Below are 14250 nucleotides of genomic sequence, written 5' to 3'. Positions count from 1 at the left end.
GGGGAGAAGATGCGGGCCGGGCCCGACCGGGGGATGATCTGGGGGGTGGGTCTTTTCTGGCAGACTCTGTGCCTATGGGTGACACGACCGTGACAACGCTGGAAGGCCGCGAACAGGCCGCAGCGAACCCCGTCGCGGAGCGGACGGGGCCGGGTCGCCTGCGCCGTCTGCGCACTCCCCGCCGGCCCCGGCTGTGGTTCGAGATCCTGCTGATCGGGGTGAGTTACTGGACGTACTCCCTCGTACGCAACGCTGTGCCCGAACAGCGGGCGGAGGCGCTGCGCAACGCCGACTGGATCTGGCGTCTGGAGGGGCAACTCGGGCTCGCCTTCGAGGAGTCCGTCAACCATGCCGTGAACGGGGTGACTTGGCTCGTCGTCGGCATGAACTACTACTACGCCACCCTGCACTTCGTGGTGACGCTGAGTGTCCTCGTATGGCTCTACCGTAGTCATCCCGGCCGCTACGCGGCGTCCCGGCTGGTCCTGTTCACCACCACGGGCATCGCCCTGGCCGGCTATTACCTGTATCCGCTCGCCCCGCCCCGGCTGATGCGGGGGCAGGACTTCGTCGACACCGTGCTGGTCCACCAGACGTGGGGGTCGATGGCGTCCGGCGATCTGAAGCACATGTCGAACCAGTACGCGGCGATGCCGTCGATGCACATCGGCTGGTCGATGTGGTGCGGACTGACCGTCTTCGCGCTGGCCTCGGTCCCATGGGCCCGGGTCCTGGGCCTTCTCTACCCGGCGGCGACCCTGGTGGTCATCGTGGCCACGGCCAACCACTTCTGGCTGGACGCGGTGGGCGGCCTGATCTGCCTGTCCGTCGGCTACGGCATCGCACTCCTCTGGTACGGCCACTGGCCCCACACCCTCCCGAAACACATCCCGAAACCCGGCGAGATCAGCCCCTCCGACACACCATCCAGCCCCTCCGGCGCACCATCCAGCCCCTCCGGCGTTTGAGGAGCGGGGGTCCGGGGGCAGCGCCCCCGGGGACGGGACGGGAAGGGGCGGCGGGGGCGAAAACCCCGCACAGTGACCCGGAACCACACCTCACGCCCCGCCGTAGAACAACTCCTCCACCACACCCCGAGCCCGCCGCGCCGTACGCCGATACGCGTCGAGCATGTCCCCCGCATGCCCGGGCCCATACCCCAGATACCGCCCCACGGCCCCGAGCTCCCGAGGCGCCGTCGGAAACGTGTCCCCCGCCCGCCCCCTGACCAGCATCACCGCGTTGCGCACCCGAGTCGCAAGCACCCACGCCTCGTCCAGAATCGCGGCATCGTCCGAGGAGATCAGCCCCGCCGCACAGGCCGCCGACAACGCCTCACGCGTCCGCGTGGTCCGCAGCCCCGCCTCCCGGGCGGCATGCCGCAGCTGCATCAGCTGCACGGTCCACTCCACATCGGACAGCCCGCCCGGCCCCAGCTTGGCGTGCAGTTTGGGATCGGCACCCCGCGGCAGCCGCTCGGACTCCATACGCGCCTTCAGCCGCCGGATCTCCCGCGCGGCCTCGTCGCCGAGGCCGTCCGCCGGATAGCGCAGCGGGTCGATCAGCTCGGTGAAGCGGCGTCCCAGCTCCTCGTCCCCGGCGACATGCTCGGCGCGCAGCAGCGCGTGCCGCTCCCACACCAGGGACCAGCGCCGGTAGTACGCCTCGTACGACTTGAGGGTGCGGACCAGCGGGCCGGACTTGCCCTCCGGGCGCAGGTCGGCGTCGATCAGCAGGGGCGGGTCGGCGCTGGGGATCTGGAGCAGGCGGCGCATCTCCGAGACCACCTTGTTCGCCGCCTCGGCGGCCTCCCGTTCGTCCACGCCGTCGCGCGGTTCGTGGACGAAGAGGACGTCCGCGTCGGAGCCGTAGCCCAGTTCGTGTCCGCCGAAGCGGCCCATGCCGATGATGGCGAACCGGGTGGGCAGGGTGTCCCCCCAGCCCTCCCGCACCACCGCGCGCAGTGTGCCGGCGAGGGTGACGGCGGTCAGGTCGGAGACCGCTCCGCCGACCAGGTCCACCAGGGCGCCCTGGTCGGCCTCGGCGGGCTGGGACTCGGTGCCGTAGGAGCCGACGATGTCGGCCGCCGACGTACGGAACAGTTCGCGGCGGCGCACACCACGGGCGGCGGTGACGCCCTGGACCGCGTTGTCGGCGCGGCGGACGGCGGCGAGCATCTCCTGTTCCAGGGCGGCGCGGCTGCGCGGCCGGAGTCCGCCGTCGCCGTCGCCGAGCAGCGCCACCGCCTCGGGGGCGCGCATCAGCAGGTCGGGGGCGAGCCGGCCGGCGGAGAGCACCCGGGCCAGGTTCTCGGCGGCGGCGCCCTCGTCGCGCAGCAGCCGCAGATACCAGGGGGTCTTGCCGAGCGCGTCGGACACCTTGCGGAAGTTGAGCAGGCCTGCGTCCGGGTCGGCGGAGTCCGCGAACCAGCCGAGCAGCACGGGCAGCAGGGTGCGCTGGATGGCGGCCTTGCGGGTGACGCCGGACGCCAGCGCCTCCAGATGGCGCAGGGCGGCGGCCGGGTCGGCGTAGCCGAGGGCGACCATGCGTTCGCGTGCGGCCTCGGCGCTGAGCCGGGCCTCGCCGGTGGCGAGCGCGGCCACGGCGTCGAGGAGCGGCCGGTAGAACAGCTTCTCGTGCAGCCGCCGTACGACGGAGGCGTGCCGTTTCCACTCGCGGGTCAGGGTGGCGACCGGGTCGGTGCGCAGTTCGAGGGAGCGGGCGAGGCGGCGCAGGTCGGTCTCGTCCTCGGGGACGAGGTGGGTGCGGCGCAGCCGGTAGAGCTGGATGCGGTGCTCCATGGAGCGCAGGAAGCGGTAGGCGTCGTCGAGCTGGGCGGCGTCCACCCGGCCGACGTAGCCGCCGGCGGCGAGCGCCTTCAGCGCGTCGAGGGTGGTGCCGCTGCGCAGGGAGGCGTCGGCGCGGCCGTGCACCAGCTGGAGCAGCTGCACCGCGAACTCGACGTCCCGCAGGCCGCCGGGGCCGAGCTTCAGCTGGCGGTCGATCTCGGTGGCGGGGATGGTCTCCACCACCCGGCGGCGCATCTTCTGCACGTCGGCGACGAAGTTCTCCCGCTCGGCGGCCCCCCACACGAGCGGCTGGAGCGCGGCGACGTACTCCGCGCCGAGCGGGAGGTCGCCGGCGACCGGGCGGGCCTTGAGCAGCGCCTGGAACTCCCAGGTCTTGGCCCAGCGCTGGTAGTAGGCGAGGTGGGAGGCGAGGGTGCGCACCAGGGGCCCGTTGCGGCCCTCGGGGCGCAGGTTGGCGTCGACGGGCCAGATGGAGCCCTCGACGGTGGTCTCGGAGCAGATCCGCATCAGATGCGAGGCGAGCCGGGTCGCGGCGCGCAGTGCCTTGTCCTCGTCGGCGCCGTTCACGGCCTCGCCGACGAAGATGACGTCGACGTCGGAGACGTAGTTCAGCTCGTGGCCGCCGCACTTGCCCATCGCGATCACGGCGAGCCGGCACAGGGCGGCGTCCTCGGGGGCGGCGGTCGCGGCGAGGGCGAGGGCGGCGCGCAGGGTGGCGGTGGCGAGGTCGGCGAGCTCGGCGGCGGTCTGGGCGATCTCGATGGTGCCGCAGACGTCGCGGGCGGCGATGGACAGCAGACAGCGGCGGTAGGCGACGCGCAGCGAGACCGGGTCGTCGGCCTCGGCGAGGCCCCGCTCGAACTCCTCGACGCCCGGGTGCAGATCGCGCGGCTCGTAGGTGACGAGGGCCTGCCAGTCGGTCGGGTGCCGGGCGAGGTGGTCGGCGAGCGCGGCGGACGCGCCGAGCACCCCGAGCAGCCGGTCCCGCAGCGGCTTGGCCGCTATCAGCGTGTCCAGCAGTTCCTGGCGGGCGGTGTGCCCGTCCTGCGCCTCCAGCAGCCGTACGAGGCCGAGCAGCGCGAGATCGGGGTCGGCGGCCCGCCCGAGGGCGTCCAGCAGGACGGGGTCGTCGCGCACGGCCGCCAGTTCGGGGCTGTCGAGCAGCCGCTCGGCGGCGGACGGATCGGTGAAGCCGTGCCGCAGCAGCCGCGTGAAGATACTGCTCCTGCGCCCCGGCGCCGACGTCATCCCCGGCCTCCTCGTACCTCGTGCCTCGGACTCTGGGTCGTACGGCTCGAGCCTATCCGCAGTGGGTGCGTACGGCGCTGGGGTGGCCCGGGACGGGTACCGGGGGCACGGTGGCGTGTTTTCGGTGGCGGCGGGGGCTGTTTTCGGCTTCGGTGAGGGGGAGCCGTCCGCGCGACGCGTACGGCTGCCGACCAAGGAGCCGCTTTCCGTGGACATGACCCTCGAAGTGATCCCCCTGCCCGTGAGCGACATCGACCGGGCCAGGGACTTCTACCGTGACAAGGTCGGCTTCCACGTCGACATCGACCAGGAGGTCGTGCCGGGTCTGCGCATCGTGCAGCTGACGCCGCCCGGCTCGGGCTGTTCGATCGCCCTGGGCGAGGGCATCTGGAAGATGAGCCCGCAGTCCGCCCCCGCTCCCGGCTCCTACCAGGGGCTCCAGCTCTGTGTCGCCGACATCGACGCGGCCCACGCGGAACTGACCGCACGAGGTCTGGAGGTCTCCGAACCGGTGCGCTACGCCGAGTCCGACGGCGCCACGTTCATGTACTTCACCGACCCGGACGGCAACGGCTGGGCGGTCCAGGAGTACCGGCGCCGCGCGAAGGAGCCGCTGCACAAGGCGCTGGGGGACGCGGCGGGGGCGTAGCCGCTCCGCGTAGTAACATGTACTACATGGAGACTACCGCCCGCGAGTTCAATCAGAGGTCTTCGCAGATCCTCGCCGCGGCCGCACGCGGAGAGACCGTCACGGTCACCAAGAACGGCGTCGCCGTCGCCCGCGTGATACCGATCGCGGAGGAAGAGGTCCCGGCCTACCCCACCGACCCCATGGGAGATCTCGACCTTCCCGACCTGGGGCTGCCCGACCTCGACGACGACGAGATCGAGGAAACGCTCAGGGGGATGGGGACATGAGCCTCGTCGCCATCGCCGACACCAACGCGCTGTACCGCCTGCTGGACCCGAGGCTGGCCGGCCACGAGGCGCACAGGAAGGCCCTGGCCTCCATCAGCCACCTCGTCGTCTCGCCCATGGTGCTGGCCGAACTGGACTACCTCATCGCCACCAGGGCCGGTGCGGCGAAGGCCGTCGTGGCCGCGCGCTTTGTGGAACGCAACGTGGCCACCCGCCGATTCGAGGTACCGCCCTTGAGCGCCCATCTGAGTGCGGCCATCGCCGTGGCGGAGGGGTACACGGACGCGGACGGTGGCAAGGGGGTCGGACTCACGGACGCCATGAACGTGGCCCTTGCCGCGGCCTACCACACCGACGTCATGTTCACTTCGGACCGGCACTTCCGCATGATCCGGCCGCTGACCGGGCACGGGGCGTTCCGGCTGCTCCCGGACGATCTGTGACGGGACCGGGGGCCGTCGTCAGGACGGCCCCCGGCTCGCGGTCAGCTCGCGTACGTTTCGAACTCGGCGATCCTCGGGGTGCCCGAGGCGCCGGTGATCTCGAAGGTGACCTTCTTCAGCGAGGTCGCCGAGAAGCCGATGGTGCCCGACCCGCTGCCGGAGGCCAGGACGGCGCCCGTGTCGTGGTTGAGGACACGGTACGAACCGATGGTCCCGGAGCCCGAGGCCAGCTGGATGTTGATCTTGGAGACCGTGGTGGCGGAGCCCCACTTCACCGAGACGGACCCGGTCGAGCCCGACGGCGACCAGTAGGTGCTCGTGCTGCCGTCGACGACGTTGCCGTAGCTCGTCCCGGAGGCCTTGGAGGAGCCGTCCGCGCCCGCGCCGATGCTGAGGTTGGTGCCGGTGGGCGGGTCGGTGGGGTCGGGGTCGGTGGGGTCGGGGTCCGTGGGGTCGGGGTCGGTCGGGTCGGGGTTCTGCGGGGTGCAGCTGCCGTCCGAGACCTTCAGGCCCTTGTTGGCACCCGCCGTCTGGCTCACCACGCTCGGCACGCAGTTGGCCGCGTCGAGGCTGTAGGAGTAGGGGATGCTCACCGAGGTGTTCGACGTCGGGTTCGGGCCGGCGGGCTGATTGTCGCCCGACCGCGAGGACCAGGTGATGTTGTCGAAGATGTTGCCGCTGACCTGCCAGTAGCCGGCCTGGTCGGTGTAGAAGGTGCCCAGGACGTCCTTCGAGTCCTCGAAGTAGTTGTTGTCCACCTTCGCCCGGGCGCCGGCCCGGGAGTTGATCCCGGACTCGTTCAGGTTCTTGTAGTGGTTGTTGTAGATGTGCGCGATGCCGCCGCGCAGCAGGGGCGTACGGGAGTCGAGGTTCTCGTACAGGTTGTGGTGGAACGTGACGTAGCCGTTGGACGTGTCGCTCTCGCTGGAGCCGATGAGTCCGCCGCGGCCGGAGTTGCGCAGGGTGCTGTAGGACAGCGTCACGTACTGGGTGTTGTCCTTCATGTCGAACAGGCCGTCGTAGCCCTCGGACTCGCCGCCGGAGGCCTCCAGGGTGGTGTGGTCGACCCACACGTTGCGGACATCGCTTTCCATGCCGATGGCGTCTCCGCCGTTCGACGTGGGCGAGCCCGACTTCTTGACGTTCTTCACCGTCACGTTCTGGATGATGATGTTGCTGGACTCCCGGATGTGGATGCCCAGCTGGTCGAAGACGGCGCCGTTGCCGACACCGATGATCGAGACGTTGCTGATCTGCTTGAGCTCGATCTTGTCGGCCGCGGTGCTGCAGCTGCCGCCCGAGACCTTGGTGGTGTTGCCGTGGTTGATCGTGCCCTCGACCTGGATGGTGATCGGGGTGGAGCTGCTGGCCCGGCTGCAGAGGGCCTGGTGGATCGCGGTGCCGGTGGTGGCGCGGACCGTCTGGCCGCCCGCACCGCCGGTGGTTCCGCCGTTCTGCGTCGCGTAGCCGGTGACACCGCCGGTGGCGGCGGAGGCCGTGGTCGTGGACATGGCCAGGCCGGTCGCTGCCGCGAGGGCTCCCGTGGCCAGTACGGCGGAGAGCCGCACGGCGACTGATCGTTTCATTCTCGTCTCGCCTTTCATCCTCTGAGTCGGGGGCTGGTGCCGGTGCCGTTCAGGTTCGTGTCATGGGCATGACAGGGGCATCGATGAGGGGGGCGGGGTGGCCGGACCCATCGACGAGAAAGCGCTTTCTACTGGTCTGCCGTGACAGTAGGGCCACGCCCGGGGACTTGCAAGAGTCCGCGCAGTTACGGAAGGGGGGCTTCCACTTGCCGTGGTGCCGCGATCCGCTCCCCGCCCGCGCCGGATCTAGGACAGGACCTGACCTCGATCACTTCTAACGTGGTTCTTGTCCGACGGAGCAGAACAACGGAAGGCATATCACCATGACCGTGAACGAGCTGACCACCGACGACGCGAGCGCAACCCCGGCCGTCACCGGCGAGCGCGCCGATCTGCTGGAGACGCTGGCCAAGCACCGGCACTTCCTGCGCTTCACCACCCGCGATCTCACCGACGAACAGGCCGGGCTGCGGACCACGAGCAGCGAGCTCTGTCTGGGCGGCCTGGTCAAGCACGTCACGTCGGTCGAGCGGAACTGGGTGGACTTCATCCTGAACGGCCCCTCGGCGATGGGGGATTTCACCGCCATGACCGAGGCCGACTGGGCCCGGCGGGCCGACGAGTTCCGGATGCTGCCCGGCGAGACGCTGGCCGGTGTGCTGGCCGAGTACGCCGACGTGGCCCGCCGGACCGAGGACCTGGTCGCCGCTCTCCCCGACCTGGACGCCCGCTGGCCGCTGCCGAAGGCCCCGTGGTTCGAGGCGGACGCACAGTGGTCGGTCCGCAGGGTGCTGCTGCACATCATCGCCGAGACGGCTCAGCACGCCGGCCACGCGGACATCATCCGGGAGTCCCTGGACGGCGCGAAGAGCATGGGCTGACGCCCGTTGGTCCGCCGGGGCGGGTGGACGTCCGGAGGGTCGCGGGCCCGCGGCAATCCGCCCCGTGCGAGACCGCGGCCGTCCGCCCCTCCCCGCTGTGGCGGGCCCATGGCCGTCCGCCCCGCGCGGGATCCCGGGCCCACGACCATGCGCCCCGCGAGGTGGCGGGCCCACGGGCATTCGCCCAGCCCACGACCGCTCGTCTTGAGCAAGGTGGCGGGCCTATGGCCGTCCGCCCTGCGCGAGGTCGCAAAACCGCGGCGATCCACCCTGTGCGAGGTGGCGAGCCCGCGGGCCGTGCGCCCCGCACGGGATTCCGGGCCCACGGGCCGTTCGCCCTGTGCGAGGCGGCGGGTCCACGGGCCGCTCGCCCCGCACGAGGCCGCGGGCCCGCGGGCCGTGGGCCCGCTCGCGTCCGTGCCTACAGCACCGGCAGGTTCTTGCGGAGTTCGAACGCCGTGACTTCGGAGCGGTACTCCTCCCACTCCTGCTTCTTGTTGCGCAGGAAGAAGTCGAAGACGTGCTCGCCGAGCGTCTCGGCGACGAGGTCGCTGCGTTCCATCAGGGCCAGGGCCTCGCCCAGGTTCTGCGGCAGGGGCTCGATGCCGAGCGCGCGGCGTTCCGCGTCGGAGAGGGCCCAGACGTCGTCCTCGGCGCCCGGCGGAAGCTCGTAGCCCTCCTCGATGCCCTTCAGGCCGGCGGCCAGCAGGACGGCGTAGGTGAGATACGGGTTGGCGCCGGAGTCGATGGAGCGGACCTCCACGCGGGCGGAGCCGGTCTTGCCGGGCTTGTACATGGGCACGCGGACCAGGGCCGAGCGGTTGTTGTGGCCCCAGCAGATGTACGACGGTGCCTCGCCGCCGGCGCCGGCCGTGCGCTCCGTACCGCCCCAGATGCGCTTGTACGAGTTGACCCACTGGTTGGTGACCGCGGAGATCTCCGCCGCGTGCCGCAGCAGGCCCGCGATGAAGGAGCGGCCGACCTTGGAGAGCTGGTACTCGGCGCCGGACTCGTAGAACGCGTTCCGGTCTCCCTCGAAGAGGGAGAGATGGGTGTGCATGCCGGAGCCGGGGTGCTCGGAGAAGGGCTTGGGCATGAAGGTCGCCTGGACCCCCTGCTCGAGAGCGACCTGCTTCATGACCAGGCGGAACGTCATGATGTTGTCCGCCGTGGAGAGCGCGTCCGCGTAGCGGAGGTCGATCTCCTGCTGGCCGGGGGCGCCCTCGTGGTGGGAGAACTCCACCGAGATGCCCATCGACTCCAGCATGGTGATCGCCTGGCGGCGGAAGTCCATGCCGACGTTCTGCGGGGTGTGGTCGAAGTAGCCGGAGTTGTCGGCCGGGGTCGGGCGGCTGCCGTCCAGGGGCTTGTTCTTCAGCAGGAAGAACTCGATCTCCGGGTGGGTGTAGAAGGTGAAGCCCAGGTCGGAGGTGCGGGCCAGGGCACGCTTGAGGACGAAGCGCGGGTCCGCGAAGGACGGGGAGCCGTCCGGCATCAGGATGTCGCAGAACATCCGGGCGGTGCCGGGGGCCTCGGCGCGCCAGGGGAGGATCTGGAACGTCGACGGGTCCGGCTTGGCGATCATGTCGGACTCGTACACCCGGGCGAAGCCCTCGATGGCGGAGCCGTCGAAGCCGATCCCCTCGTCGAACGCCTGCTCGAGCTCAGCGGGGGCGACGGCCACGGACTTCAGGAAGCCCAGCACGTCGGTGAACCACAGGCGCACGAACCGGATGTCGCGCTCCTCCAAGGTCCGGAGCACGAACTCCTGCTGCTTGTCCATCTTCCGATTCCCCATCCTTGCCGGTCGGGCCGCCTGTCCGCGCCCCCGCCGTGGATGGCGGGCGGGCTGCCGAGCGGGCACACGGGCATCCCACCACACCAGCGTTTCATACGCGTTGCCGACCTTGATCGGCCGACTGGCCGTGACCTGAACGCCGCGCACACGCCAGGTGTACCGCTCGCCTCCCATCTTGCCCCGCTCACACGGCAGCGCGTAACGGGGGCGCCCACGCGTAACGGCCGGCGCCTGCGCGCAAAGGGGGCGCCTGCGCCGATACGGGGGCCTCTTACGGGCGACTCCGGGCCACTCGCGGACGGCCCGCCCCCCTACGGGCCGCACAGGCCCCCCGCAGGGGGTCCCTCTCCGCCTGCCGACGCCCCCGGACCACTCTCCGCGCGGACCCGACCCCCTACGGGCCACATCGGGCCCCCTACAGGCAGCCCCCGCCGCCCACGAGGGATCCGGCCTCCGCTTGCGGGCGACTCCGGGGCCGCTTGCCGGCGGCCGCCCATACAGGCCGGACCGGCCTCTGTCGGTAAGCCCCGGACCGCTCGCGCGCGAACCGACCCCCTACGGGTCACACCCGGCACCCTACGGACGGCCGCCTCCGCTCGCGGTGCCGTCGGGGGCAGGTTCGCGCCGGGCGATCATTGTTTCGGGGTGAGGCCCAGGAGGAGGGGGCCCGTGGGGGAGGTGACGATGTCCTCGACCGTGAGGGGGTCCAGGGAGGCGAAGAAGGCCTCCTGGGCCGTGCGCAGGGCGCCGCGCAGGCGGCAGGCCGAGCGCAGCGGGCAGGGGGACACTGCGGTGCCGCCGTCGCAGTCGACGACGTCCCCCTCGCCCTCGAAGGCGCGGATCACCGCGCCGACGGAGGCGGTACGGCCGTCCTTGGTGACGCCCAGACCGCCGCCCCGGCCGCGGCGGGCCGTGAGCAGGCCCATGTGCTGGAGTTCGGCGACGACCTTCGCGGCGTGCGTGTACGGCACGTCCATCACGTCCGCGACCTCACGTGTGGTGGGGGTGGAGTCGCCCGCCACGGCGAGGCGCATGAGGACGCGAAGGGCCAGGTCGGTGGAGCGGAGGAGCCGCATATCAGGCAGCGTAGGTAATACGCATCCTGGGTTCAACTTTTCTGCGTGCGGTATTTCTGTGTGCGTTTCGCGTACGTGTTTCCGCACGCGCCTTTCGGGGTTCTGGGGCTGGGCCCCCGACTCCTATTACGATCAGCTCACCCGTTCGTCAGCCTCCCCTCGAAGGGCACTTTCCATGGGCTCCGCCAAGAAGAGCAGTGCGGCACGTTCGGCGCGTATAGAGGAGATGCGGCGCGCCGAGCAGGCCCGTGAGCGCCGTACCCGGATCCTCGTCATCGCCGCCAGTGTGGTGGTCGTCGCCGGGCTCGTCGCCGGCACCGTGGTGCTCGTCCAGTCGCAGTCCGACGACGGTGGCAGCGGCAGCACGGCGTCGGACGGGAAGAACGCGGGCGAGTTCGTCACCGGCAAGGACGGTGTACGCGCCTGGAAGGGCGAACTGGGCCGCAACCACGTGACCAAGGCCGTGGACTACCCCGTCACTCCCCCGGTCGGCGGTGACCACAACCCCGTATGGATGAACTGCAACGGGGACGTCTACACCGATGAGATCAAGGACACCAACGCCGTGCACTCGCTGGAGCACGGCGCGGTGTGGGTGACCTACAACGCCTCCGCCGGCGAGGCGGACGTCGAGGCGCTCGCGGCGAAGGTGAAGAAGACGCCGTACACGCTGATGAGCCCCGTGGACGGGCAGAAGGACGCGATCATGCTGTCCGCGTGGGGGCACCAGCGCACGGTGACCGGGGCGGACGACCCGGACGTGGACGCGTTCTTCGCGAAGTTCGTCCAGGGGGAGCAGACGCCGGAGCCGGGGGCCGCCTGCACCAACGGACTCTCCAAGTGAGGCAGGTCGGGCTGGTCGCGGGCGCCGTGGTCACGGCGCTGATCGCGACCGGCGCGATCACCTACGCCGTGGCCGGCGACGAGGGGTCCTCGGACGCCGTCCCGGCCGCGGACTCCGCCGACGCCGGGTTCGCCCGCGACATGGCCGTGCACCATCAGCAGGCCGTCGAGATGTCGTACATCGTGCGCGACCGCACGGACGACGAGGAGGTCCGCCGGCTCGCCTACGACATCGCCCAGACCCAGGCCAACCAGCGGGGCATGCTGCTGGGCTGGCTCGACATGTGGGAGCTGCCCAAGGTGTCCGCCGATCCGCCGATGACCTGGATGGGCATGGGCGGCACGGCCTCCGGCGAGGACGGGGCGCTGATGCCCGGCATGGCGACCAACAGCGAGATGGAACGGCTGGGGAAGCTGAGCGGGAAACCGGCCGAGGTCTTCTACCTGCAGCTGATGACGGACCACCACAAGGGCGGCGTGCACATGGCTCAGGCCTGTGTCCGTTCCTGCGAGGTCGGGGTCGAGAAGCGGCTGGCCCGGGGAATGGTGGCGGGCCAGGAGTCGGAGATCGCGCTGATGGCGGGGATGCTGAAGGAGCGAGGGGCCGCGGCGAGGCCGTAGGGGACGGGGCTCCAGGACATCGTGTCGCTCTGACGATTACACTGGGCCCGTGCCTCAACTACGTCTCGCCCTGAATCAGATCGACTCGCGCGTCGGCGACCTCGCCGGCAACGCCGAAACGATTGTCCGCTGGACCCGGCACTCCGCCGAACAGGGGGCGCACCTCGTGGCGTTCCCCGAGATGGCGCTGACCGGGTACCCCGTCGAGGACCTCGCCCTGCGGTCGTCCTTCGTGGAGGCCTCGCGGGCCGGCCTGCGCGCCCTGGCCGTACGGCTCGCCGAGGAGGGCTTCGGGGAGCTGCCGGTGGTCGTCGGCTACCTCGACCGCAGCGCCGCCGCCCAGCCGAAGTACGGCCAGCCCGCGGGCGCGCCGCGGAACGCGGGCGCCGTGCTGTACGGGGGTGAGGTGGCGCTGACCTTCGCCAAGCACCATCTGCCGAACTACGGCGTCTTCGACGAGTACCGCTACTTCGTGCCCGGCGACACGATGCCGGTCGTACGGGTGCGGGGTGTCGATGTCGCCCTCGCCATCTGCGAGGACCTGTGGCAGGACGGCGGGCGGGTGCCCGCGGCGCGCTCGGCGGGCGCCGGGCTGCTCCTGTCGGTCAACGCCTCGCCGTACGAGCGGGACAAGGACGACACCCGCCTCGAGCTGGTGCGCAAGCGCGCGCAGGAGGCCGGGTGCACGACCGCGTACCTCGCCATGATGGGCGGGCAGGACGAACTCGTCTTCGACGGGGACTCGATCGTCGTGGACCGTGACGGCGGTGTCGTGGCGCGCGCGCCGCAGTTCGCCGAGGCGTGTGTCGTGGTCGACCTGGACCTGCCGGCGGCGCGGACGGACGCGCCGACGGGGGTCGTGGACGACGGGCTGCGGATCGACCGGGTCGTGCTGTCGGAGGACACCGTGCCGCCGTACGAGGCGTCGTCGCCCGGCGGGTACGCCTCGCGGCTCGACGACGACGAGGAGGTGTACTCCGCGCTGGTCGTGGGGCTGCGGGCGTACGCGGAGAAGAACGGGTTCCGGTCGGTGCTGATCGGGTTGTCCGGGGGGATCGACTCGGCGCTGGTCGCCGCGATCGCGTGCGACGCGGTGGGCGCGGAGAACGTGTACGGCGTGTCGATGCCGTCGAAGTACTCCTCCGACCACTCCAAGGGTGACGCGGCGGAGCTGGCGCGGCGGACCGGGCTGAACTACCGGACGGTTCCCATCGAGCCGATGTTCGACGCGTACATGGGGTCGCTGGGGCTGACGGGGCTGGCCGAGGAGAACCTGCAGTCGCGGCTGCGGGGGACGATGCTGATGGCGATCTCCAACCAGGAGGGGCACATCGTGCTGGCGCCGGGCAACAAGTCGGAGCTGGCGGTGGGGTACTCGACGTTGTACGGGGACTCCGTGGGCGCCTACGGGCCGATCAAGGACGTGTACAAGACGTCGGTGTTCCGGCTGGCCGAGTGGCGCAACCGGGCTGCGGTGGAGCGGGGGCAGACGCCGCCGATCCCGGAGAACTCGATCACCAAGCCGCCGAGCGCGGAGCTGCGGCCGGGGCAGGTGGACACGGACTCGCTGCCGGACTATCCGGTCCTGGACGCGATCCTGGCCCTGTACGTGGACCGGGACCGGGGCGCGGACGAGATCGTCGCGGCGGGCTTCGACGCGGCGCTGGTCACCAAGACCCTGCGCATGGTCGACCGGGCGGAATACAAGCGCCGCCAGTACCCCCCGGGCACGAAGATCTCCCCCAAGGGCTTCGGCAAGGACCGCCGCCTCCCGATCACGAACAGCTGGCAAGAGGGCAGGAAACCCTGACCCGACGCGCGAGGGACCGGAACGGACCCCGGCCCCTCGCGCGCCCCCGCACCTCGCCCCACCGCGGGCAACCGTGCCGCAAGGCCGCACGGATGGGCACGACGGCACCCCGCACCTCGCCCGCACCTCGCCCCACCGCGGGCAACCGTGCCGCAAGGCCGCACGGATGGGCACGACGGCACCCCGCACCTCGCCCGCGCCTCGCCCCACCGCGCG

At 71.2% G+C, this 14250-nt stretch carries 12 protein-coding genes; 8 read left to right on the top strand and 4 right to left on the bottom strand.

Annotated elements, in window-relative coordinates; translation table 11 throughout:
• Nucleotides 1-74: 74 nt before the first annotated feature.
• Complete coding sequence (locus tag ACGFR9_RS33680) at nt 75-968, top strand: phosphatase PAP2 family protein (RefSeq protein WP_393216436.1); 894 nt, start codon at nt 75-77, stop codon at nt 966-968.
• 90 nt (nt 969-1058) lie between these two features.
• Here the strand turns inward: ACGFR9_RS33680 and ACGFR9_RS33675 are convergent, their stop codons facing one another.
• A complete protein-coding gene (locus ACGFR9_RS33675; protein ID WP_393216434.1) occupies nt 1059-4058 on the bottom strand; it encodes a bifunctional [glutamine synthetase] adenylyltransferase/[glutamine synthetase]-adenylyl-L-tyrosine phosphorylase in 3000 nt (999 codons plus the stop codon).
• A 208-nt stretch (nt 4059-4266) separates the two neighbouring features.
• Between ACGFR9_RS33675 and ACGFR9_RS33670 the strand changes: the two genes are divergently transcribed.
• The 3 genes from ACGFR9_RS33670 to ACGFR9_RS33660 are packed head-to-tail and all read left to right on the top strand — an operon-like array spanning nt 4267 to nt 5419.
• Nucleotides 4267-4707 (top strand): VOC family protein, encoded by a 441-nt coding sequence (locus ACGFR9_RS33670; RefSeq protein WP_393216431.1) that lies wholly within the window; start codon nt 4267-4269, stop codon nt 4705-4707.
• Between the two features lie 26 nt (nt 4708-4733).
• On the top strand, nt 4734-4976 hold the full coding sequence (locus ACGFR9_RS33665) for a type II toxin-antitoxin system Phd/YefM family antitoxin (protein ID WP_393216428.1): 243 nt from the start codon (nt 4734-4736) through the stop codon (nt 4974-4976).
• Nucleotides 4973-5419 (top strand): PIN domain-containing protein, encoded by a 447-nt coding sequence (locus ACGFR9_RS33660; RefSeq protein WP_393216425.1) that lies wholly within the window; start codon nt 4973-4975, stop codon nt 5417-5419. The genes ACGFR9_RS33665 and ACGFR9_RS33660 overlap by 4 nt, the downstream gene beginning before the upstream one ends.
• Nucleotides 5420-5460: 41 nt before the next feature.
• Here the strand turns inward: ACGFR9_RS33660 and ACGFR9_RS33655 are convergent, their stop codons facing one another.
• The gene (locus ACGFR9_RS33655; protein ID WP_393216423.1) at nt 5461-7005 is read right to left on the bottom strand and encodes a pectate lyase; all 1545 of its coding nucleotides are present in this window, start codon (nt 7003-7005) and stop codon (nt 5461-5463) included.
• 323 nt (nt 7006-7328) lie between these two features.
• On the opposite strand from ACGFR9_RS33655, the gene ACGFR9_RS33650 reads away from it, so the two are divergent.
• On the top strand, nt 7329-7886 hold the full coding sequence (locus tag ACGFR9_RS33650; protein WP_393216420.1) for a DinB family protein: 558 nt from the start codon (nt 7329-7331) through the stop codon (nt 7884-7886).
• A 421-nt stretch (nt 7887-8307) separates the two neighbouring features.
• Here ACGFR9_RS33650 and glnA read toward each other — a convergent pair whose 3' ends face one another.
• Nucleotides 8308-9669, bottom strand: coding sequence for a type I glutamate--ammonia ligase (gene glnA / locus ACGFR9_RS33645; protein WP_393216417.1), 1362 nt, complete (start codon nt 9667-9669; stop codon nt 8308-8310).
• A gap of 647 nt (nt 9670-10316) precedes the next feature.
• Complete coding sequence (locus tag ACGFR9_RS33640; RefSeq protein ID WP_393216414.1) at nt 10317-10760, bottom strand: Rrf2 family transcriptional regulator; 444 nt, start codon at nt 10758-10760, stop codon at nt 10317-10319.
• A gap of 175 nt (nt 10761-10935) precedes the next feature.
• Here ACGFR9_RS33640 and ACGFR9_RS33635 point away from each other — a divergent pair, with 175 nt between their 5' ends.
• Genes ACGFR9_RS33635 through ACGFR9_RS33625 form a run of 3 tightly spaced genes read left to right on the top strand, consistent with a single transcriptional unit; the run spans nt 10936 to nt 14034 of the window.
• Nucleotides 10936-11604 carry a DUF3105 domain-containing protein gene (locus ACGFR9_RS33635; RefSeq protein WP_393216411.1) on the top strand — a complete coding sequence of 223 codons (669 nt, stop codon included), beginning with the start codon at nt 10936-10938 and terminating at the stop codon, nt 11602-11604.
• On the top strand, nt 11601-12224 hold the full coding sequence (locus ACGFR9_RS33630) for a DUF305 domain-containing protein (protein ID WP_393216408.1): 624 nt from the start codon (nt 11601-11603) through the stop codon (nt 12222-12224). Before ACGFR9_RS33635 ends, ACGFR9_RS33630 begins: the two co-directional genes overlap by 4 nt.
• 49 nt (nt 12225-12273) lie before the next feature.
• On the top strand, nt 12274-14034 hold the full coding sequence (locus ACGFR9_RS33625) for an NAD+ synthase (RefSeq protein WP_393216405.1): 1761 nt from the start codon (nt 12274-12276) through the stop codon (nt 14032-14034).
• Nucleotides 14035-14250: the final 216 nt, after the last annotated feature.

Origin of the sequence: Streptomyces sp. NPDC048584 (assembly GCF_043199595.1) — a bacterium.
GTDB classification, from domain to species: Bacteria; Actinomycetota; Actinomycetes; order Streptomycetales; family Streptomycetaceae; genus Streptomyces; species Streptomyces edwardsiae.
Note: the sequence above shows the minus strand (reverse complement) of the source record. Positions and strands in the feature narration are given on the sequence as shown.